At 42.8% G+C, this 20,492-nt stretch carries 21 protein-coding genes and 2 pseudogenes; 16 read left to right on the top strand and 7 right to left on the bottom strand.

The genetic code is table 11. The features are described from left to right. The first annotated feature begins 82 nt into the window (after positions 1-82). Positions 83-937, top strand: a pseudogene (locus SORDD05_RS08655) (VOC family protein). Positions 938-1,044: 107 nt separating this feature from the next. Here the strand turns inward: SORDD05_RS08655 and SORDD05_RS08650 are convergent. The 3 genes from SORDD05_RS08650 to SORDD05_RS08640 are packed head-to-tail and all read right to left on the bottom strand — an operon-like array spanning position 1,045 to position 3,582. Further along, positions 1,045-2,277: a sensor histidine kinase gene (locus SORDD05_RS08650; RefSeq protein ID WP_061419079.1), complete on the bottom strand. Its 1,233-nt coding sequence runs from the start codon at positions 2,275-2,277 to the stop codon at positions 1,045-1,047. Further along, positions 2,278-2,952: a response regulator transcription factor gene (locus SORDD05_RS08645; RefSeq protein WP_061419076.1), complete on the bottom strand. Its 675-nt coding sequence runs from the start codon at positions 2,950-2,952 to the stop codon at positions 2,278-2,280. Between the two features lie 9 nt (positions 2,953-2,961). Further along, complete coding sequence (locus SORDD05_RS08640) at positions 2,962-3,582, bottom strand: GTP pyrophosphokinase (protein ID WP_061419184.1); 621 nt, start codon at positions 3,580-3,582, stop codon at positions 2,962-2,964. Between the two features lie 182 nt (positions 3,583-3,764). On the opposite strand from SORDD05_RS08640, the gene SORDD05_RS08635 reads away from it, so the two are divergent. Next, a complete protein-coding gene (locus tag SORDD05_RS08635) occupies positions 3,765-4,022 on the top strand; it encodes a metal-sensitive transcriptional regulator (protein ID WP_061419073.1) in 258 nt (85 codons plus the stop codon). A 42-nt stretch (positions 4,023-4,064) separates the two neighbouring features. Beyond that, a complete protein-coding gene (locus SORDD05_RS08630) occupies positions 4,065-4,553 on the top strand; it encodes a prolyl-tRNA synthetase associated domain-containing protein (RefSeq protein ID WP_061419070.1) in 489 nt (162 codons plus the stop codon). Between the two features lie 43 nt (positions 4,554-4,596). Here the strand turns inward: SORDD05_RS08630 and SORDD05_RS08625 are convergent, their stop codons facing one another. Genes SORDD05_RS08625 through SORDD05_RS08615 form a run of 3 tightly spaced genes read right to left on the bottom strand, consistent with a single transcriptional unit; the run spans position 4,597 to position 6,867 of the window. Further along, entirely contained in the window at positions 4,597-4,893 is a 297-nt protein-coding gene (locus SORDD05_RS08625; protein ID WP_061419067.1) for a rhodanese-like domain-containing protein, read from the bottom strand. Beyond that, on the bottom strand, positions 4,883-6,538 hold the full coding sequence (locus tag SORDD05_RS08620; RefSeq protein ID WP_061419065.1) for an FAD-dependent oxidoreductase: 1,656 nt from the start codon (positions 6,536-6,538) through the stop codon (positions 4,883-4,885). Before SORDD05_RS08620 ends, SORDD05_RS08625 begins: the two co-directional genes overlap by 11 nt. A gap of 20 nt (positions 6,539-6,558) precedes the next feature. Further along, complete coding sequence (locus SORDD05_RS08615; RefSeq protein WP_061419062.1) at positions 6,559-6,867, bottom strand: rhodanese-like domain-containing protein; 309 nt, start codon at positions 6,865-6,867, stop codon at positions 6,559-6,561. Positions 6,868-7,020: 153 nt separating this feature from the next. Between SORDD05_RS08615 and SORDD05_RS08610 the strand changes: the two genes are divergently transcribed. Then, positions 7,021-7,584, top strand: coding sequence for a sugar O-acetyltransferase (locus SORDD05_RS08610; RefSeq protein ID WP_061419059.1), 564 nt, complete (start codon positions 7,021-7,023; stop codon positions 7,582-7,584). A gap of 291 nt (positions 7,585-7,875) precedes the next feature. Next, entirely contained in the window at positions 7,876-9,111 is a 1,236-nt protein-coding gene (locus SORDD05_RS08605) for a carbohydrate-binding domain-containing protein (RefSeq protein WP_061419056.1), read from the top strand. Between the two features lie 60 nt (positions 9,112-9,171). Here the strand turns inward: SORDD05_RS08605 and SORDD05_RS10380 are convergent. Next, positions 9,172-9,306: pseudogene (locus tag SORDD05_RS10380) on the bottom strand (low temperature requirement protein A); the annotation flags it as partial. Between the two features lie 229 nt (positions 9,307-9,535). On the opposite strand from SORDD05_RS10380, the gene SORDD05_RS08600 reads away from it, so the two are divergent. The 11 genes from SORDD05_RS08600 (at position 9,536) to SORDD05_RS08545 (ending at position 20,464) form a co-directional block, all read left to right on the top strand. Then, positions 9,536-10,252 (top strand): ABC transporter ATP-binding protein, encoded by a 717-nt coding sequence (locus tag SORDD05_RS08600; RefSeq protein WP_061419053.1) that lies wholly within the window; start codon positions 9,536-9,538, stop codon positions 10,250-10,252. A gap of 1 nt (position 10,253) precedes the next feature. Then, on the top strand, positions 10,254-11,336 hold the full coding sequence (locus tag SORDD05_RS08595; RefSeq protein ID WP_061419050.1) for an ABC transporter permease: 1,083 nt from the start codon (positions 10,254-10,256) through the stop codon (positions 11,334-11,336). 39 nt (positions 11,337-11,375) lie between these two features. Beyond that, entirely contained in the window at positions 11,376-11,999 is a 624-nt protein-coding gene (locus SORDD05_RS08590; RefSeq protein ID WP_061419048.1) for a TetR/AcrR family transcriptional regulator, read from the top strand. 272 nt (positions 12,000-12,271) lie between these two features. Continuing rightward, positions 12,272-13,036: a nucleoside phosphorylase gene (locus SORDD05_RS08580; RefSeq protein ID WP_061419042.1), complete on the top strand. Its 765-nt coding sequence runs from the start codon at positions 12,272-12,274 to the stop codon at positions 13,034-13,036. Between the two features lie 33 nt (positions 13,037-13,069). Next, positions 13,070-14,449: a TrkH family potassium uptake protein gene (locus SORDD05_RS08575; RefSeq protein ID WP_061419039.1), complete on the top strand. Its 1,380-nt coding sequence runs from the start codon at positions 13,070-13,072 to the stop codon at positions 14,447-14,449. A gap of 13 nt (positions 14,450-14,462) precedes the next feature. Then, positions 14,463-15,128: a potassium channel family protein gene (locus tag SORDD05_RS08570; RefSeq protein WP_001283884.1), complete on the top strand. Its 666-nt coding sequence runs from the start codon at positions 14,463-14,465 to the stop codon at positions 15,126-15,128. A gap of 155 nt (positions 15,129-15,283) precedes the next feature. Further along, a complete protein-coding gene (locus tag SORDD05_RS08565) occupies positions 15,284-17,371 on the top strand; it encodes an SSURE domain-containing protein (RefSeq protein WP_061419036.1) in 2,088 nt (695 codons plus the stop codon). A gap of 80 nt (positions 17,372-17,451) precedes the next feature. Then, positions 17,452-18,150, top strand: a complete 699-nt coding sequence (locus SORDD05_RS08560) for a response regulator transcription factor (RefSeq protein ID WP_049506218.1) — start codon at positions 17,452-17,454, stop codon at positions 18,148-18,150. Further along, complete coding sequence (locus tag SORDD05_RS08555; RefSeq protein ID WP_000769389.1) at positions 18,147-19,181, top strand: sensor histidine kinase; 1,035 nt, start codon at positions 18,147-18,149, stop codon at positions 19,179-19,181. Before SORDD05_RS08560 ends, SORDD05_RS08555 begins: the two co-directional genes overlap by 4 nt. Positions 19,182-19,329: 148 nt before the next feature. Beyond that, positions 19,330-19,791, top strand: a complete 462-nt coding sequence (locus SORDD05_RS08550; RefSeq protein ID WP_081102480.1) for a hypothetical protein — start codon at positions 19,330-19,332, stop codon at positions 19,789-19,791. 1 nt (position 19,792) lies between these two features. Then, positions 19,793-20,464 carry a DUF2786 domain-containing protein gene (locus tag SORDD05_RS08545; RefSeq protein WP_061419181.1) on the top strand — a complete coding sequence of 224 codons (672 nt, stop codon included), beginning with the start codon at positions 19,793-19,795 and terminating at the stop codon, positions 20,462-20,464. The last annotated feature ends 28 nt before the right edge of the window (positions 20,465-20,492 follow it).

Genomic DNA, 20,492 nt, shown 5'->3' with positions numbered 1-20,492 from the left:
TTTGAGTTGTCTTCGTTGACATTTTATATCAATAGTGTATAATCGATGTAATTGACAAAGTTACATCAAAAGGAGACACCCTATGACTTATGCATACCAAAGCCACATTTACCTAGCAGAGGCGGTTTTAAATGTCAAGGATTTGACGAGTCAAACGGCTTTTTATCACCAGATTATTGGTTTGGAGATTTTATCTCAAACGGAGACAGAAGTGATTTTAGGACTTGGTAGAAAAGCCTTGATCCACTTGATTCAGGCAGAAAAAGCTGGGGAAGTAAGGGAGCATTATGGGCTCTACCATCTGGCGATTTTGTTGCCGACACGAAAAGCCTTGGCAGATGTCCTGAAATACCTAAGTGATTTGCGCATTCCTCTGGTCGGAGGAGCGGATCATGGATACAGTGAAGCCCTTTATCTGGAGGATTTGGAAGGAAATGGCATTGAACTCTACCGTGATAAGCCAGTTTCTTCATGGGATATTCGAGAAGACGGACGCATTATCGGTGTGACCGAGGCTCTTGCGGCACAGGATATCTATGAGCTAGGGGAAAAGGTAGACCCCTTTATCCTAGCTGAAGGGACGAGAATGGGGCATATCCACCTATCGGTTAGGGATAGTCACGCAGCGAGTCAGTTTTATCAAAAAGTGTTGGGGCTAGAGGATAAATTTAGTATTCCGAGTGCTAGTTGGATAGCAGCTGGTCAGTACCATCACCACCTGGCCGTCAACGAATGAGCTGGAAAAGGTCTAGCTTCGCGCAAATCAGGCTTGCCTGGCTTGGCCTACTATGTCCTTGAGGTCGAAAGCAAGGAAGAACTCTTAACCATCGTTCAGCAAGCACAAGAGGTAGAAGCTCCGATCAAGTGGCTACATTCGAGTGAGTTGGATCTTATAGACCCAGACGGGATTGTGACCCGCATTCGCTTGAAACGATAAGACGAGGAAAACATATCATAGACATAGAAAAAGGCGGACAAGCTCGTATTCTGTTTTTAGAATGCGGACTTGTTCGCTCTTGTATGAAATGATAAAGAGTGAAGCCATTACAGCCAAACTGTAAAGGTAATCACCTGTTTTTTGTAGCTGACAAAGATTTTTCCTCTAAACAGGCTGACAAGGTGCTGGGCCATGGAGAGACCAATGCCATACCCAGAGGTGGTTTGGTTATTGTGTGATGTTTCGGCGCGGTAGAAGCGATCAAAGAAGCGTTTGATATTGGCAGGCTGCCCATCCTTGTAGTCGTTAGACACAGTGATACAGGTGCGTTTGCGTAGGAGATAGGCTTTGCGTTTGAGAGTCAGACGGATGGTGCCTACTGGATCACAGTATTTTCGGGCATTGTCAAGAAGGATGCTAAGAAGCTCATAAAATTCCTCTTGGGCTACTTTTTCTACAACGTCTGCTTCAATCAGACTTTCAAATTTTTTATCCTCTTTGGTAAAGAGAGGAGCAAAGTCTGAGGCGACCTTTTCAGCGATGACGGAGATATTTTGAGGGACTAGTTTGATATCCTCTTGTTCCTCGAGGCGAGCGAGGCGGATCAGTCTTCCAATCAGATGGTTGAGACGCTCCGTCTGTTCCTTAGTGCTGATGCTCCACTCGGTCTCTCCTTCCATGAGTTCCTGCAGCTCGGTGTTGGCTGAGATGATAGCCAGCGGTGTTTTGAGTTCATGACCTGCATTAGTGATAAACATCCGTTGTTTCTCATAGTTTTTGACGAAGGGACGGATAACAATCCCAGAAATCAAGGTGAAGAGCAGAGCAAGGAGAAACAAGCTAGCTAGTGATAACCAGATAGAGACTTGAAAGAGGGTGTCCCGTTCGCGAATGTAGTTGGTAGCTTCAAAGAAGACTAGGAGCTTGCCCGAAGCTGTCTGACTAATTTGGTAGGTGAAGTAGCGCCCGTTGCGAGTAATCGTGCCATAGGTTTCCTGTTTTTTTAGAATTCTCTGGAGAAAACCTCTGACGTCTGCTTCGGTCAGTGATTGGACATTGCCTAGAGAAATCGCGTAGTCATCCCCCTTTTCTCTGACAGAGAAGTACTGAAAATTGTAGATAATCCCTTCCTGGATGTTCTTTTTGGTGAAACTTTCCTTGATTTCATCTGTGATTGGGAGTTCGCCTTCATTTTTAGACAAGATGGATAGGACGGTTTGGATATTATCCTCTGTCTGAGTATAGACGATGCTATTCATCAAGACCAGAAAGAATGCAAGAATCAGAGCGATAGCAGCAGTGGCTGTAACAATGAACTTGATACGTAGTTTTCGAAACATCTAGTCTCCTCCTATCAGTTGGAAAGGCCCTTCTGCAGATCCTAAAATTTGCAGATTGGACTGAACACTTTGAAGCTTTTGGCGTAGGTAGGAAATATAGAGAAAGACAAGCTCGTGATCACTTTCTTCCAACTCATCTGGCCAGATTTGCTCTAGTAGTTGTTGAGAGCTGAGGGCTTGGTTAGTATGCTGGATGAGGAGAGCTAGGAGTTGGGTCTCCTTCTTTCCCAAGCGAATGCTGTTTGCAGCCACTAGTTCTTGCTCATCAATATCTAAGCAAGTGTTACCTAATTGGACCGTATCTGGGGTATAGTCCTCCAGACGGCGGGCAGTAGATCGGAGTCTAGCCAATAGTTCCTTGAGAGAAAAGGGTTTGGTCAAGTAGTCGTCGGCACCTGCATCGAGTCCAGTTACACGGTCATCTACTTCCGCCATGGCTGTCAGCATGATAACGTGAGTCGTATTGCCCAACTGGCGAATTTCTTTGAGGGCTTCAATTCCAGTTTTAATTGGCATCATGATGTCAAAAATCATGAGGTGATAGTGGTTAGATTTAGCCTTTTCGACAGCATCTTGTCCGTTAAAAACAGAATCAACGCTATAGCCTTCGCGTTCTAAAGCAACAGTGATGACGCGATTTAGTTGAGCTTCATCTTCGGCAAGTAGGATTTTCATAGGTTCTCCTTAGTCTTGGTCAGATCTCTGAATCAAATCACGGATGGTCTGCATGGTCAAGTCACATGAAGCAAGCTCATCGGCACAACGCTTGAGTTCGCGCGTGATTCGCTCAGGATTTTGGATGTTTTTCTTGTATTTCATCTGGTGCTCAAGGCTGGCCCAGGAATCCATGGCAATCGTGCGTAGCTGGATTTCGATAAAGTAGGTACCTTGGGCATTTCCCAGACAGTCTGGGTAAGGAGTGGTCACCTCTAGGATCAGATGATAGGAGCGGTAGCCATTGGGTTTGACCTGACGAATATAGTCTTTCTCTTTTAAAATATGGATGGTAGGTATCTGACGAATATACTCTACGATGCGGTAGATATCATCTGTAAAGCCTGTGATGATCCGAACACCGATGGCATCTCGGATTTCTTTAAGAGCGGATTGACTCGTCTGAGGAAGGCCTTTGCGTTGGCATTTTTCACGCATACTTTTTTCTGTTTTGATGCGCGCATGCAAATGCTCATATAGTTTGAGAGAGGTTTCTTGTTTGTAGTTTGTAGCAGCTTTTTCTATATCTTGGACAAAGGTCTGCAAGATAGTGGGTAAGTAGGCTTCGCAAGTGCCGTAGATAGAGTTCATAGGCTGGTCCATTCTAAGAATGGCTCGTATTGCAACGAGCATAGATTCTAATAGTATTTGTCATTCTATTATACCATGAAAGCGATAGCAGGGTAAGATTCTATAGATAAAGAGGGAACGAGAATTTTGACAAAGGAGTCCATTAGAGATATAATGAAGAAAAATCGACCAAGGATAAGAAGATGACAAACTCAAAGTATATAACACGCCTGAAACGTTCAGAGGGCCAGTTACGTGGTATCCAAAAAATGATAGAAGAAGAGCGTGATTGTGCAGATATCATTACCCAGTTGACAGCGGTTCGTTCGAGTGTGGAGCGTGTGATTGAGATGATGATTACCGAGAATCTCACAGCCTGCATCAACCAACCCCTAGACGACCCTGAGGCTCAAAAAGAACGCTTGGAAAAGGCTGTTCAGTACCTAATCAAACGGAAATAACCCACTTTTTAGGGCTATCAAGTTAATAAAGGAGGCCAGCAAATGGAAGCATACGAAAAAGTAGTAGAAATGCTAAATGAGCTAGATATTCCTTTTGAAATCGTGGAGCACGAGCCAGCCTTAACGACGGAGCAGGCAGACAGCTTTATCGAAGGGATCGAAGGTGTCCGTACCAAGACAATGTTTCTCACCAACAAAAAGAAAACAGCCTATTATCTGGTAATCATGGATGATCAAAAGCGTTTGGACATGGACCTCTTGAAGGATTTGGTAGGAGCCAATAGAATCCGTATGGCTTCCTCTGAGAGCTTGTTTGAAAAAATGATGTTACCAGCAGGTGTTGTCTCTCCATTTGGCTTGCTCAACAATACTGACAAGGACATTCAGGTTTATTTTGATAAAGAAATCATGTCTGAAAAACGGATGAGTTTCCACCCCAATACCAACGAGAAAACCCTCTTTTTGGATACGAAAGATATACTCAAATTCCTAGAAGCCATTGGTTACGAAGCTCACATCATTGAGTTATAAAGATTAAAAAAGCCGATTAAGTTCATCTTAATCGGTTTTTTGCTTATTCTACCTCACCGGGCCAAGCATTCATACCACCTTCTACATTGGTAACGGTTAGGCCTTGGGCGCTGAGAAATTGACAGGCAGAGGCAGAACGCACTCCCCCTTGGCAGATGACATGGTATTCATGGTCAGGTTTGAGTTCTTTGTAGCCTTGCTCCAAGGTACTTAACGGCAGATTTTTAGCACCTGGTGCATGTCCTGCTTGGAATTCATGTACTTCACGGACATCGATAAGATCTAGATTTTCATGTTGATATTTTTCATAAAAGTCAGCCATGCTGATATTAGTTACCATATTCTACTCCTTCTGGGTTGGCCATTTTGTATAGTGAATAAGCGCCGTCAAGGTTTTGGACGGTAAATCCTGCTTGCTTGAGGATACGCTCTGCGATATAGCTGCGCAAACCACTGTGGCAGCTAACGATGTAGGCTTGGTTCTCGTCTAGTTCATCCAAGCGTTCCCGTAGTTCGTTTAGGGGGATATGAATGGTATCGACTTTGAGTCGACCACTCTGAAATTCGCCACTTGTCCGTACATCAAGGAATTTCTTTCCCTTAGCCAGTTCGTCTTCGAGCTGGTACCATTGAATATTGTCACTGAGACCTTCGATAAGGTTCAAGGCTGCGTAGCCCAGCATATTGACGGGATCCTTGGCAGAGCCAAATGGTGGTGCATAGGTAAACTCCAATTCTGGCAAGTCAAAGATAGTGAGATTTCCTTTGATGGCTGTGGCTAGGATATCAATTCGCTTATCAACACCTTTCTTTCCAACTGCTTGGGCACCGTAGATTTTGCCACTGGTTGGGTCAAAGAGGAGTTTCAAAGTAACATCCGTTGCACCTGGATAATAACCAGCATGGTCTTTCCCGCTGACATGAAGCGCCTTGTAAGGGAGTTGATTCATGCGAAGGATGCGTTCGCTGAGACCAGTCGAAGCAGCTGTCATATCAAAGGCACGAACGATAGCGGTGCCGATACTGCCCTTGTTTGTACGATCGAGTCCTGCGATGACATCCGCTACTTGGCGCCCTTGACGATTAGCAGGAGAAGCTAGTGAAATGAGGGCATCTTGGCCTGTAATCTCTTGCTTGACGACGATGGCATCCCCAACCGCAAAAATATCTTTTTGACTGGTTTTGTAGTGTTCGTCGACCAAGATACCGCCACGTAGTCCCAGTTCAATCCCCGCAGCTTTAGCCAGTCCGTTTTCAGGTTCAACACCGACAGAAAGGATGGTGAGGTCAGAAGTGATCTTTTGACCATTTTCGAGAACGATGATTTTTCCTTGGTCTTCAAATCGAGTCGCAGACTGAGAAGTGATAACGCGAACGCCGTTTGCCAGCAATTCTGCTTGGACAAAGGCTGCCATTTCTTGATCTAATGGTGGCAAGACATGGGGTGCTTTCTCAACGATAGTAACTTGCAATCCACGTTTTGTCAGGTTTTCAGCCATTTCAAGCCCGATAAAGCCTGCACCGATAACGACAGCTTCTTTTGGATGATTGTCCAAGGCTGCCATAATTTCATCAAGATCGGGAACATTGCGGAGCGTGTAGGCATTCTTAGCTTCTGCCAAGCCTTCAATGGTAGGAACAAATGGCTTAGCTCCTGGGGAGAGGATCAACTTGTCGTAGCTTTCTGTGAATTCCTGTCCATCGTGTCGCACTGTCACAGTGTGCTCTGCTGGCGAAATGCTGATGACCTCATGGAAAGGACGAACATCCAGATTAAAGCGTGCCTTGAGACTTTCAGGAGTTTGGACCAATAAACTATCACGGTTTGCAATTTCTCCTGAAACATAGTAAGGAAGTCCACAGTTTGCAAAGGAAACAAAGGGACCTTTCTCAAAAATAGTGATTTCAGCGCCTTCCATGAGACGTCTGAGACGGGTTGCTGCTGACATTCCGCCTGCAACTCCCCCGACAATGATAATTTTCATTGACTTTCTCCTTTATACATCTAGATGACCTTGCCTGTCCAAGCACTCATACCGCCTTGGACGTTGATGACATCGTAGCCTTTTTTCTTTAGCTTCTTCGCAGCTAGTTTGCTTCGCACACCAGAATGACAAATGACATAGAGTGTTTCTTTTGTCTCAGGTGTGTAAGAACCGATTTCGGTTAGAGGGACATTCTTGGCATTTTTGATATGACCTCTACGGAATTCCATAGGCGTCCGAACATCCAGTAGCTGAATCGGTTCTCTGAGTTTAGCTTCTAACTCGCTGGTAGAAATACTGTCAATTTTTGTAAATAATAAGTGAAACATAGGCACCTCCAAATATACCCTTATGGGGTATATTAAACCATGAAGTTAAGCTTTTGTCAAGCAAGTTGTTTTGAGAGACTGGAAAGCAGGCTATTCTTGACCTCTCAAAGTCTTTTTGATATGATGGGTCCAAAGTAAGTATGAGGTGATGAGATGACCAGCGAATACCAGAAAATGATAGCAGGGGAGCCCTACCATCCATTTGATCCTGAGTTGCGTGCGCTCGCTCAGACTGCACGCCAGAAGCAGGCGGATTTCAACCAGGAGCTAGATCCCTTGAAAGGGGCGGAGATTATCAAGACTTGGTTTGGTTCAACTGGAGAAAATCTCTATGTCAATCCACGCCTGGTGGTCGATTATGGAGTCAATATCCATCTAGGGGAAAATTTTTATTCTAATTGGAATTTGACCATGCTGGATGTTTGTCCGATTCGCATTGGTAACAATGCCATGATTGGCCCCAATTGTCAGTTTTTAACCCCACTCCATCCACTGGATCCGTATGAACGCAATTCAGGGGTCGAATACGGCAAGCCCATCACCATCGGAGATAATTTCTGGGCTGGAGGTGGCGTCATTGTCCTTCCTGGAGTGACACTAGGAAATAATGTCGTCGCTGGAGCAGGGGCCGTGATTACCAAGTCCTTTGGAGACAATGTTGTCCTAGGTGGCAACCCTGCGCGTGTTATCAAAACAATCTCTGTGAAAGAAAATTGAAAAGAACAGCTGGAGCTGTTCTTTTTATAAATCTTTATCTTAGTTTTATAAATTTTTCTTCTTTTTGGCTTTCTTGGTCGAGGAGACATCGCACTGGGGAATCTTGGTTTAAAAAATCTATTAAAGGTATTTTAGCGTTCAAAAATTGTTTCTAGCAGTCCTTTCTAAAAAATTACTAGGCGAAATCTAATCCAAACTGAATTTAAGGAAACTTTCAGAAAAGTTTTAGCTTTGTTTCAGGAATCTTCTGTAGACTGTCTAGCTATATCATACGAAGGAGAGGAAAAAGCTATGAAATCAAAAAAATGGACCCTACTCGTAACGAGTTTAACGGCAATGGTACTGATGGCAGCATGTTCCCAATCAACAACTACATCCAATACCAATGCAACGACAAATAGTGCCACAACAACTGCAACAAAGACAAACCAATCATCCTATTTTACAGAGAAGGACAATGATACTTCTTATGACGAAAGCTCAGCTCCTAAGATTGAGCTATCTGGCTCATCAGCAAACGTCTCTGGAGATGGGGTGACAGTCTCTGAATCAACAGTGACCATCACAAAATCTGGAACCTATGTAATTTCAGGTCAGTCTGACGGAGTGCAGATCAAGGTCGAGGCAGATAAGTCGGCAGATGTTCACCTAGTCCTAAAAGGTGCGACCATGATCAATACCAATGCAGCGATATCTGCGACATCAGCTGGCCATGTCTACCTGACTCTGGCAGAGGGAACCACCAACAGTCTCTCTGACTCAAGCTCCAACAGCGACGAAAAAGCCGACGCAGCCCTCTTTTCTAAGGTGGATTTGACCATCAACGGGAAAGGAACTCTCAATGTAGATGGCAAGAAGAACAACGGGATCAAGACCAACGACACCCTCCACATCACGGGTGGAACCTATAACATCACAGCAGTTGGCGATGCCTTTAATGTCAATGATGAACTCAACATCACTGGAACGACCATGACTATCGATGCCAAAGAAGATGGAGTCAAGGTGGACAATGATGAGGATACTTCAGTCGGAACCATGTACCTATCCAACAACAATATCACCGTTACAGCAGGAGATGATGGCATCCACGCATCAGGTGATTTGGTTATCGATAGTGGTACCTATACCGTCAAGAATTCAACAGAAGGGATAGAAGGCAAATCCATCACTATCAACGGTGGGGACATTAGCATCTATTCGACAGATGATGGAGTCAATGCAGCTAATAAAAACGCCCAACAGAGTGAAATTTTCTTCACTATGAACGGTGGGAACCTGACAGTAGAAGTCGGTCAAGGGGACACAGACCCAATCGACTCAAACGGCAATATCACAGTCACAGGCGGAACCATTAAAATGATCGGTCAAACAGGTTTTGACTTTGATGGAACAGCGACCTACACAGGTGGAGATATCTACCTAAACGGTGAAAAACAAACGGAAATCGTCAATTCTATGCCTGGAGGCGGTGGACCAAATGGAGGCCCTCAAGGCGGAGGTCCAGCCCCTGGCGGACAAGGATAAAAAAGAATCTCCTTTCTCGAAAGAGAAGGGAGGCTTTTGTGTTTGAGAGGTGGATTGTAGCTAAAATAACTCCCAATTAGGTCTTGAAAATTTCTTAGTCTGTTTCATATAAAAATGAGTAAAATGAATTTCCATCGCCAAGGTCATTAGAGTTGCGATAGCAATGACGATGGTAGGATTGGCTGAGAAAAGTAGAGGAAGAATAGGCCTTTAAAAAGTGGACAGGAAAGACCATTTCAGAGTATCGCGAAGAGATTTAGAAACAGCTCTAAAAGCAATAGCTATCCATTATAAGCATCAGATACGAATCTGGTGTTTTATTTTTTTAAAGAATTTAACCCTTTCTCTTGACAAGTGAGTGATTACTCACTATAATAGCTCTGTGATTTAAAAAGTGAGTAATCACTTACCAAGGAGGAAGTAAATGAAAACATTACTACATTTACAAGATTTAGTAAAATCTTTTGACAATCAAATAGTTCTGAATCATGTCAGCTTTGAATTGCAGACAGGAGAAATTATAGGATTAATTGGTCCGTCTGGTGCTGGTAAATCAACTATGATTAAGACTACGTTAGGAATGGAAAAGGCTGATGGAGGCGTAGCTTTAGTGTTAAATCACACTATGCCCAATCGCCATATTTTAGGAGATATTGGCTATATGGCCCAATCAGATGCTTTATACGAGTCCTTGTCAGGCCAAGAAAATCTGGAATTTTTTGGTCAGCTAAAAGGGCTATCCAAAAGAGATCTGACAGCTGAAATTGCCCATGTGGCTCAAGTTGTGGAACTGGCAGAGCATTTGAATAAAACGGTATCCGGTTATTCTGGAGGAATGAAGCGACGCTTGTCTTTAGCCATCGCGCTTCTGGGGAATCCTCAGCTCTTGATTTTGGACGAACCGACAGTTGGAATCGACCCTTCTCTTCGGAAGAAAATCTGGAAAGAATTATTCGCGCTTAGAGACAATGGGGTTGGGATATTAGTTACTACCCATGTTATGGATGAAGCAGAGTTAACGGATAAGGTCGGCTTATTATTAGGTGGAAAAATCATTGCTTTTGATACACCGCAACACTTAAAAGAAAGTTATCAAGTTTCAAGTATTGAAGAAGTATTTTTGAAAGCAGAAGGAGAGTAAGATGAGAACCATTGCTATTGCTAAAAAAGTTATCAAAGAATTGCTTCGTGACAAACGAACCTTGGCTATGATGTTTGTAGCGCCGGTATTTATTATGTGGCTGATGAACCTCATGTTTTCAGCTAGTACAACCGTGAATGTCAAGTTAGCGACACAAGATCTACCAACTGGTTTGGTAACGAAAATGGATGAGCTTGATCATGTGGACATCGAGACTTATCAAGACTTAGATCAGGCCAAAGAAGCACTAGCAAATGAAAAAGTCGATGCTGTGATTTCTTATAAAGACGGTGAGTATCAGGTCGACTACGCAAATACAGATGCCTCCAAGACATCTATGATACGACAAGTGTTACGAACAAGTATCGCCAGTGAAGGCACCGATCAGTTACTATCTCGTGTCAAACAAGCTTTTCCACAATTGAAATTAGATGCAAAGGCGCCTGAAATCAAAGAATCTTACCAATATGGAGATAAAAATACTGGATTCTTTGCACGTATGATTCCAATTTTAATTGGCTTTGTGGTCTTCTTCTTTGTCTTTTTGATTTCTGGTATGGCACTTTTGAAAGAGCGCACAAGTGGAACCTTGGATCGCTTGTTAGCAACCCCAGTGAAACGTTCTGAAATTGTCTATGGCTATATGTTGTCTTACGGTATTATTGCGATTTTTCAAACGGCAGTTGTCGTCTTAGCAGCAATTTGGCTACTAGATGTAGAAGTTGTAGGAAATATTTTAAATGTTATAATAGTTAATGTGGTACTGGCTCTTGTAGCACTAGCTTTTGGAATTCTCTTGTCTACTCTAGCAAAATCAGAATTCCAAATGATGCAATTTATTCCTCTCGTGATTATGCCTCAACTCTTTTTCTCAGGGATTATTCCATTGTCATCCATGGGAGAATGGGCTCCAACTGTGGGGAAATTTTTGCCATTAACCTATTCTGGTGATGCAATAAGCCAGATTATTCTTTACGGACACAATCTTGGTGATATTTTGCCAAATCTTGGTGTTTTAATGATTTTCTTGATCATTTTAACAATTCTCAATATTGTTGGATTGCGTCGTTATCGTAAAGTTTAGAAATCAACATAAATAATGCTAAAAAGGTGTGAAGATTAGATGGATAAGACTGTTTTTGAATCGTTTGAAGATTACTTAGAAGAAGCGAATTACCCTCAAGGAAAGAAAAAAATCATGCAGGCAGCAGTGAATCTCATATCAACTAGGAGTTACCATGGGACCTCAACTCTTCACATAGCTGAGCGTGCTGGACTAAGCCAGGCAACTTTGTTTAAGTATTTTAAGACGAAGGATGATCTACTGACGGCTATTTTACATCCTGTAGTCCCAGGCATTTTCGGTAGTTTTTTTGAGGAACTCTTAGCTTTTGAAACGACAGAAGAGAGGGTTCGTTATCTCGTCCACGATCGTATGAGCTATCTCAAAAAAAATCGTGCTTTGATGAAAATCATTCTGCAGGAGAGTTTTTCAAATAAGAAACTAAAAAATGAACAGATTTTTATCTGGAATGCTATTCAAGATAAACTTCGAGTGCTTCATAAAGAATTGCTAGCAAATCCACGTGTAAATCCAGAGTTAACGATTCCTCAAATGGTTCGTATTTGTGTTGGTCCATTGTTGGCTTACTTCGCTCAACTTTATATCGTTAGCGACAACGGAGAAATAAAGGAAGAGGACCTAGACTTATTAGAAAAACAGATTTTAGGTGGTTTGTGGAAATAAGGGAGTTCTAGAAGAGCTAAGATTTATTTACTTGACTTTCAAACAAGCTAAAAAAGACATGTTCTGCTTATTTCAGATTCATGTCTTTTTTGTTGTTGGATTTGGTATTCTTCATAAGTCCTCAATGACTTTGCCAAAACAGAAACCGACTTCTCCAGCGGTGCAACGATTTCTCAAGTGTATGGAAGAGGAGATTTCTGGCTTGCTAAAGACAACTCCTTGACACTTCGTCAGCTTTTGATACAATAGTACAAAATTAGAGGAGGTGGGCTATGATTCAGAAGCATGCGATTCCCATTTTAGAGTTTGACGACAATCCCCAAGCGGTCCTTATGCCCAATCACGAGGGTTTAGACTTAAAGTTGCCAAAGAAGTGTATCTATGCATTTTTGGAGGAGGAGATTGACCGTTATGCTCAGGAAGTAGGGGCGGACTGTGTTGGTGAGTTCGTTTCTGCCACTAAAACTTATCCAGTGTACGTCATCAACTACAAGGGTGAGAAGATTTGTCTGGCCCAGGCGCCCGTGGGGTCTGCCCCAGCGGCCCAGTTTATGGATTGGTTGATTGGCTATGGTGTGGAGCAAATCATATCCACTGGAACCTGTGGCGTCCTAGCCGATATAGAGGAAAATGCCTTTCTCGTCCCTGTTCGGGCTCTGCGAGATGAGGGGACTAGCTACCATTATGTAGCACCTTCTCGTTATATGGAGATGCAGATTGAGGCTGTTTCTGCCATTGAGCAAGTCTTTGAGCAAAGAGGCATTCCCTATGAGGAAGTTATGACCTGGACGACAGATGGTTTTTACCGAGAGACAGCTGAAAAGGTTGCCTATCGTAAGGAAGAAGGCTGTGCTGTTGTGGAGATGGAGTGCTCTGCTCTTGCGGCAGTAGCTCAACTACGTGGGGTTGTCTGGGGAGAACTGCTCTTTACCGCAGATTCCTTGGCAGATCTGGACAACTACGACAGTCGCGACTGGGGTTCTGAAGCTTTTGATAAGGCACTCGAACTCTGTCTTGCCATTGTGCACTACATGTGAGTGCTCTTACTGTTTTTATGGTACAATGTAGCTATGTTATTCAAATCTTTTTTGGAAAAAATCAAGACGACGCTGGTTCGATTATCGCCAGCTCGTCGCATCTTTTTAAGTTTTGCCTTAGTTATCTTCTTGGGCTCGCTCCTTTTAAGCCTACCCTGGGTTCAAGCAGCAACGTCACAAGCGACCTACTTTGACCATCTCTTTACGACTGTGTCCATGGTCTGTGTGACAGGGCTCTTCACCCAGCCGGTGGCCTCTACTTACAATATCTGGGGCCAGTTGATTTGCATGCTGTTAATCCAGATCGGTGGTTTGGGGCTTATGACCTTTATCGGAATCTTTTATATCCAAGGGAAACAAAAGCTCAGTCTTCGTAGCCGTGAGACTATTCAAGAAAGTTTTAGTTATGGGGAAACCCAGTCTCTAAAGGACTTCATCCGCTCAATCTTTCTGACGACTTTTCTGGTGGAAGGGATTGGTGCCTTTCTCTTGAGTTTTCGCTTTATTCCGGAATTTGGCTGGGGGCGAGGGATATTAACCTCTATCTTTTTGGCTGTTTCAGCCTTCTGTAATGCTGGATTTGATAATTTTGGAAGTACGAGTTTGGTAGCCTTTCAAACGGATCCCTTAATCAATCTAGTGATTGCAGGATTGATTATCACAGGTGGTCTAGGATTTATGGTCTGGTTTGACCTAGCGACCCAGTTTGGGAAGAAGAAAAAACGACGCCTTCGCTTTCATACCAAGCTGGTTCTCTTTTTAACGGTGGGAATTTTGCTCTTTGGAACAGTATCGACTCTCTTAATTGAGTGGAACAATACTGGGACGATTGGAAATCTCAGCGCTCCAGAGAAACTACTGGTTAGTTTCTTCCAGACCGTCAGCATGAGAACGGCAGGCTTTGCTTCAATTGACTACACTCAGGCTCGACCGGTGACCTTGTTCATCTATATCCTGCAGATGTTTCTGGGAGGGGCACCTGGAGGGACAGCAGGGGGGCTCAAGATTACGACCTTCTTTGTCTTGTTGGTCTTTGCTCGCAGTGAATTATTGGGCTTGCCTCATGCCAATGTGGCTCGGAGGACCATTGAACCCCGAACCGTGCAAAAATCTTTCAGTGTCTTTATTATCTTCTTGCTAACTTTCTTGCTGGGCTTGATCCTGCTAGGAATAACAGCAGAGGGTAATCCGCGCTTTATCTACCTCATGTTTGAGACCATTTCAGCCCTTGCAACTGTTGGAGTAACGGCAAATTTAACGCCAGAGTTAGGTAAGTTAGCCCTCAGCATCGTTATGTTGTTGATGTTTATCGGCCGTATTGGTCCCTTGACACTACTGGTCAGTGTAGCGGAATACCAGCCAGACAAGAAAGACACGATTCACTATATGAAAGCAGATATCACTATCGGATAAGAAAGGAAAAACGATGTCAGATCGGACAATTGGAATTTTAGGCTTGGGAATTTTTGGGAGCAGTGTTTTGGCTGCCCTAGCCAAGCATGACATGAATATCATTGCTATTGATGACCACGAGGAACGCATTAATCAATTTGAACCTGTGCTGGCGCGAGGGGTAGTTGGAGATATCACGGATGAAGAGCTCCTTCTATCAGCGGGGATTGACACCTGCGATACCGTAGTTGTCGCAACGGGGGAAAATCTGGAGTCCAGTGTTCTCGCGGTTATGCACTGCAAGAGTCTAGGAGTGCCGACCGTCATTGCCAAAGTCAAAAGCCATACAGCTAAAAAGGTTCTAGAAAAAATCGGGGCAGACGCAGTCATCTCACCAGAGTTTGAAATGGGGCGCTCATTGGCACAGACCATCCTCTTTCATAACAGCGTAGACGTCTTTCAGCTGGATAAGAATGTATCGATTGTCGAGATGAAAATCCCTCAATCATGGGTAGGTAAAAGCCTCAGTCAGTTAGATTTACGTGGGCGATACAACCTCAACGTACTTGGCTTTCGTTCCTACGAAAATGCTCCTCTGGATGTCCAATTCGGACCCAATGACCTCTTGCAGGCAGATGCCTACATCATGGCCGTCATTAATAACCAACATTTGGACACCCTAGCTGAACTGAGTGAGTAGGAGAGGAAGGATACTCTCTATCCCAATAATTAACGAGTCAATATAAGTATTTTATAAGAGGGATTTAAGAAAAATTTTAACTTTTTCTTAATCCTTTTTAATTTTAGGAGATTATACTAGAGTCATCAAAAAAAGAAAACTCTAAGGAGAATCCTATGAAATTCAATCCAAATCAGAGATATACTCGTTGGTCTATTCGCCGTCTCAGTGTCGGTGTTGCTTCAGTTGTTGTAGCTAGTGGCTTCTTTGTCCTAGTCGGTCAACCAAGTTCTGCACGTGCTGATATCGTCAATCCGACTCCTGCCCAAGTCGTGCCAGACGCAACTTCGGTGAGTGAAAAGAGCGACTTACCAGCAGAGGCTCTCAAAAAAGCAGTCGATGTAGCTCTTCCTTCAGAACAGTCTGTTCCAACACCTAAAGTAAGTGTGGATACGACAAGCTCTTCAGAAAAAGCGGACGCAACTGCTAAAGAGCCGGCAGTAGCGCCAAAAAAAGAAGTGCAAGCACAACCTGACTCTAAGAAACAAACAGAAGATGCAGTTAAACCTGTGGAAAGTCCTGCGTCTACAGTTTCTGGACAAGACCGTGAAGCCAGTGAAGCGCAACCAGCGACTACTCCAGCTGAAGTGCAAAAAGGTGTAGCTGACAACACCAAAGATACAGTAGATGTCCCAGCCACTTACTTGGACAAGGCTAACTTCCCAGGCCCATTTACAGCTGGTGTCAACCAAGTCATTCCATACGAATTCTTCGCTGGAGATGGCATGTTGACTCGTCTGATCTTGAAAGCCTCTGATAAGGCTCCATGGTCAGACAATGGTTCAGCTAAAAATCCAGCTCTCCCACCAGTAGAGAAATTGGGCAAAGGTCTTTACTTCTACGAAGTAGACTTGGCTGGAACCCAAGGCAAATCTGACAAAGAGTTGCTTGACCTTTTGAAGCAAAACGGCACTCAAAGTTATAAGGCAACCATCAAAGTGTACGGTGCAAAAGACGGCAAGCCTGACTTAACTAACCTCGTAGCGACTAAGGATTTAAATGTCAACTTGAATGGTTTGACCACACCAGCTGAAGTGCAAAAAGGTGTGGCTGACAACACCAAAGACACAGTAGATGTCCCAGCTTCTTATTTGGATAGAGCTAATTTCCCAGGTCCATTCACAGCTGGTGTTAATCAAGTTATTCCATATGAATTCTTCGCTGGAGATGGTATGTTAACTCGTCTGATCTTGAAAGCATCTGATAAGGCTCCATGGTCAGACAACGGAACAGCTAAAAATCCAGCTCTTCCACCAGTAGAAAAATTGGGCAAAGGCCTTTACTTCTACGAAGTGGACTTGGCTGGCACCCAAGGCAAATCAGATAAAGAGTTGCTTGACCTCTTGAAACAAAACGGTACACAAAGCTATAAGGCAACCATCAAAGTGTACGGTGCGAAAGACGGCAAACCTGACTTGACTAATCTGGTAGCGACTAAAGATTTGACTGTTAATTTGAATGGCTTGACCACTCCAAATCAGGTCAAAGAGTCTGTTGTTAACAATGTCAAAGACATGATTGATGTTCCAGCTAGCTACCTTGATAAGGCTAAGGTTCCTGGACCTTTCTTGGCTGGTGTCAACCAAGTTATTCCATACGAAGCTTTTGGTGGAGATGGTATGTTGACTCGCCTCTTGTTAAAAGCCTCAGACAAAGCCCCATGGTCAGACAATGGAACGGCTAAAAATCCCGCTCTATTGCCGCTTGAAGGCTTGGCTAAAGGCCAATATTTCTACGAAGTGGATTTGAATGGCAATACGGTTGGCAAAGATGGTCAGGCCTTGCTGGATCAACTTCGAGCTAACGGAAGCCAAACATACCTAGCTACCATAAAGGTGTACGGTGCTAAAGATGGCAAACCTGATTTGACCAATCTGATTGCTACTCGTCAAGTAACGATTCAGATTCGTGGAAAAGAAATGGCGACAATACCATCTCAACAAGGTCAGATGAATACGAAGCCTTCTGAAACAGGCTCTACAGGTACGACTGAGGGTATGATGGGTACAAATCACCATATGTCAGATATGAAAGTAGATCAACCAGCTTCTAGCCCAATGGCTAATATGATGAAAAAAGATGATAAAGCGATGTTACCAAATACTGGGGAAGCTAAAACGGCTACAGCTGGCCTTGGTATCTTTGGTCTAGCCTTGGCAGGGCTTGTTGGACTTTTGGGTTTGACAAGCAAACGAGAAGATTAAGATTCAAATCACTTAAACATTAGAGAAAATAGTGTTATACTAAAGCAAGTATAACACTGTTTTTATCGAAGGAGTGTCAGATGAAAAAGACAATTTTGCTGGTTGATGATGAGATAGATATTCTAGATATTCAAAACCGCTATCTTATACAGGCAGGTTACGATGTTTTGGTCGCCCATGATGGTAAGGAGGGATTAGAACTTTTCAGAAAAAAATCTATCGACCTCATTATCACAGATATCATGATGCCCAATATGGATGGCTATGATTTTATCAGTGAAGTTCAGTATATCGCTCCGGATCAACCCTTCCTCTTTACAACTGCTAAGACAAGCGAACAGGATAAGATTTATGGATTAAGTTTGGGGGCAGATGATTTTATAGTCAAACCCTTTAGTCCACGCGAATTGGTTTTAAGAGTGAATAATATCTTGCGTCGCCTTAGCCGTGGAGGAGAGACAGAACAGATCGAGTTTGGTGACTTGGTAATCAACCATGTGACTCATGAGGTTCGCATTGGGGATCAACCTTTGGAATTGACAGTAAAATCCTTTGAACTTCTATGGATATTAGCCAGCAATCCCGAGAGAGTCTTTTCAAAGACGGAACTTTACGAGAAGGTATGGCAAGAGGACTATGTGGATGATACCAATACACTCAATGTTCATATCCATGCTTTGAGGCAAGAGTTGACCAAGTATACGAATTCCAATGCTCCTGCTATCAAAACTGTCTGGGGTTTGGGCTATAAGATGGAAAGACCAAGAGGTAGAAAATGAAATTAAAAAACTATATTCTAGTGGGGTATCTAGTGTCGACTCTACTAACTATTTTGGTCGTTTTCTGGGCAGTCCAACGAATGTTGATCGAGAAAAGTGAAGTTTACTTTCTAGTTGGAATGACCTTGATTGCTAGTTTCATTGGCGCTGCAGTGAGCATCTTTCTTTTGTCGCCTGTTTTCTCTTCTCTGAAACATTTGAAAAAACAAGCTCAGGATATAGCAAGCAAGGATTTCAGCACAGAAATTGAAACCAAAGGCCCATTAGAATTTCAAGAGCTGGGCCAGGCTTTTAATGACATGTCCCACAATTTGCAAGCTACCTTTCAATCACTTGATGAGAGCGAGCAAGAAAAGAGAATGATGATTGCGCAGCTCTCTCACGATATTAAAACTCCCATTACCTCCATTCAGGTTACTGTTGAGGGAATTCTAGATGGAGTGATCAAGGAAGAGGAGCGACTCCACTACTTAGCCACGATTGGTCGTCAAACTGAGCGTCTAAACAAGCTAGTGGAGGAATTGGATGTTTTGACTCTGAACACACAACCTCAAGATACTGCTGATGAAGAAGTCGAAGAGGTCTTTTTGGATCAGCTGTTGATTGAGTCAATGAGTGAATTTCAACTCCAGATTGAACAAGAGGAGCGGGATGTTTACATTCAAGTGTCACCTGAGTCGGCGAAAATCAAGAGCCATTCTGACAAACTTTCTCGCATTCTGGTCAATTTGTTAAACAATGCCTTTAAATATTCAGAACCAGGAACCAGAATCGAGGTTCTTGCCCAATTAACAGAACAAGAGCTAACAATCAGTGTGAAAGACGAGGGGCAGGGGATCCTTCCTGAAGATTTGGAAAAGATCTTTAAACGACTTTATCGTGTGGAAACTTCGCGCAATATGAAGACGGGTGGACATGGATTAGGACTTGCGATTGCACGCGAACTAGCCCATCAGCTTGGTGGTGAAATCACAGCAGAAAGTCAGTATGGCTTAGGAAGTAAGTTTACATTCAGCCTCAATTTGAAATAAAACCGTAGTAAGTGTCTAGTGTTTTGAGGTAAATAGAAAATATTGAGTTAACGGAAAATTCCGTTAGCTCTTTTTTGTGTTTTGGGAGAAAAAATGTCAGATAATATTGAAATTGTAATGGATATGTCTAGGTAGGAAGGAGTAAAGCGTGGAAACTGGAATTTGTAGACGATGTTCTTGCAACTGGGTTACACCTTGCATCAATGAAAAGTATGGTACTTGCTGGTGGGTAGATAAAAATAGAACGCTGTGTAGTCACTGTTTTTATGGATTTAATGATGACTCTTGTCAGACAAAAGTTTATTACAGACCAGGGCATGATTGGCTTGAGAGAGATTGGGAATTTGCTTGGGAAATACTGACAAATTCAAAAAGTCATTGGGTATATGATATGGAACATGATGTGTTGTGTGTGGTTGGTTTAGGAGATCATATTGGAGCCGTTAGATTTATTGTAAGGAATTTTTATGGACTTAATCGTATTTATCGTGAGGAGATTCCTAAATGGCAAGACATTATTGGGAATAATATGATTTTTTATAATGCAAAGGTCAATGATTCAGAACATTACGCTAGTTCTTTACCTAGAAAATATAAACATGTGGATTGATATGGATAATAAAATTATTGAGAAGATACAAAATCTTTTAGAATTAGCTTACGATGCACCAAACGATGAAGAGGGGCAGACTGCACTTCTGATGGCTCAAAGACTTATGGTGAAGCATAATCTTTCTATGAATGATTTAACGAATAGTAAAACTCAGAAAGATATTGGTGAAACAATAGGAACATGGGAATATAGACTTCCATGGTGGCAAGAAAAGTTGGCAGGTATTTTAGGTGAAAATTTTAGATGTAAAACGATAAGAAGACGACTTCCTGAAGACGGCATCACACAGATAATTTTCTTTGGATATCAATCTGATGCTGAATTTTGTAGCAAGGTTTACGAAGGTGCGCTCTTATACCTTAAATATCGGCTGAAACGACTTTTCCCTACAGTATCAAGAGCAAGATGGAAAGACTATAAGAAATCGTACTTACTAGGTTTCTTAAACGGAATAGATCAACGTTTTCAGGACCAGGCTCAATCATCAGAAGAATTTGGTTTGATGGTAAAAATCCCAGCAGAAGTTTTGGAAGAACAACATCGTCGCATGGGAAGTTTAAATAATAGAACCATTAATGTTAAAGTTGACGTTGATTATGAGGCCTATATTGCTGGTTTTGAAAACGCAAAAGAGACTAGCTTGCTATCAGAAGAATTACTACAAGTATGAATATAAAGTGGCTTACTTAAAGAAAGGA

The sequence above is a fragment of the Streptococcus oralis genome, from assembly GCF_001578705.1.
Taxonomy (GTDB): Bacteria; Bacillota; Bacilli; order Lactobacillales; family Streptococcaceae; genus Streptococcus; species Streptococcus oralis_J.
The sequence above is the reverse complement of the archived record's forward strand: the minus strand, read 5'-3'. Positions and strand labels throughout refer to the sequence as shown.

Coding starts and splice junctions, on each gene's coding strand:
- SORDD05_RS08595 (WP_061419050.1), top strand. CDS start 10,254: ATGAGAACCATTGCTATTGCTAAAAAAGTTATCAAAGAATTGCTTCGT.
- SORDD05_RS08650 (WP_061419079.1), bottom strand. CDS start 2,277: ATGTTTCGAAAACTACGTATCAAGTTCATTGTTACAGCCACTGCTGCT.
- SORDD05_RS08580 (WP_061419042.1), top strand. CDS start 12,272: ATGATTCAGAAGCATGCGATTCCCATTTTAGAGTTTGACGACAATCCC.
- SORDD05_RS08640 (WP_061419184.1), bottom strand. CDS start 3,582: ATGAACTCTATCTACGGCACTTGCGAAGCCTACTTACCCACTATCTTG.
- SORDD05_RS08635 (WP_061419073.1), top strand. CDS start 3,765: ATGACAAACTCAAAGTATATAACACGCCTGAAACGTTCAGAGGGCCAG.
- SORDD05_RS08560 (WP_049506218.1), top strand. CDS start 17,452: ATGAAAAAGACAATTTTGCTGGTTGATGATGAGATAGATATTCTAGAT.
- SORDD05_RS08555 (WP_000769389.1), top strand. CDS start 18,147: ATGAAATTAAAAAACTATATTCTAGTGGGGTATCTAGTGTCGACTCTA.
- SORDD05_RS08620 (WP_061419065.1), bottom strand. CDS start 6,538: ATGAAAATTATCATTGTCGGGGGAGTTGCAGGCGGAATGTCAGCAGCA.
- SORDD05_RS08590 (WP_061419048.1), top strand. CDS start 11,376: ATGGATAAGACTGTTTTTGAATCGTTTGAAGATTACTTAGAAGAAGCG.
- SORDD05_RS08625 (WP_061419067.1), bottom strand. CDS start 4,893: ATGGTAACTAATATCAGCATGGCTGACTTTTATGAAAAATATCAACAT.
- SORDD05_RS08605 (WP_061419056.1), top strand. CDS start 7,876: ATGAAATCAAAAAAATGGACCCTACTCGTAACGAGTTTAACGGCAATG.
- SORDD05_RS08645 (WP_061419076.1), bottom strand. CDS start 2,952: ATGAAAATCCTACTTGCCGAAGATGAAGCTCAACTAAATCGCGTCATC.
- SORDD05_RS08545 (WP_061419181.1), top strand. CDS start 19,793: ATGGATAATAAAATTATTGAGAAGATACAAAATCTTTTAGAATTAGCT.
- SORDD05_RS08600 (WP_061419053.1), top strand. CDS start 9,536: ATGAAAACATTACTACATTTACAAGATTTAGTAAAATCTTTTGACAAT.
- SORDD05_RS08615 (WP_061419062.1), bottom strand. CDS start 6,867: ATGTTTCACTTATTATTTACAAAAATTGACAGTATTTCTACCAGCGAG.
- SORDD05_RS08575 (WP_061419039.1), top strand. CDS start 13,070: ATGTTATTCAAATCTTTTTTGGAAAAAATCAAGACGACGCTGGTTCGA.
- SORDD05_RS08630 (WP_061419070.1), top strand. CDS start 4,065: ATGGAAGCATACGAAAAAGTAGTAGAAATGCTAAATGAGCTAGATATT.
- SORDD05_RS08610 (WP_061419059.1), top strand. CDS start 7,021: ATGACCAGCGAATACCAGAAAATGATAGCAGGGGAGCCCTACCATCCA.
- SORDD05_RS08565 (WP_061419036.1), top strand. CDS start 15,284: ATGAAATTCAATCCAAATCAGAGATATACTCGTTGGTCTATTCGCCGT.
- SORDD05_RS08570 (WP_001283884.1), top strand. CDS start 14,463: ATGTCAGATCGGACAATTGGAATTTTAGGCTTGGGAATTTTTGGGAGC.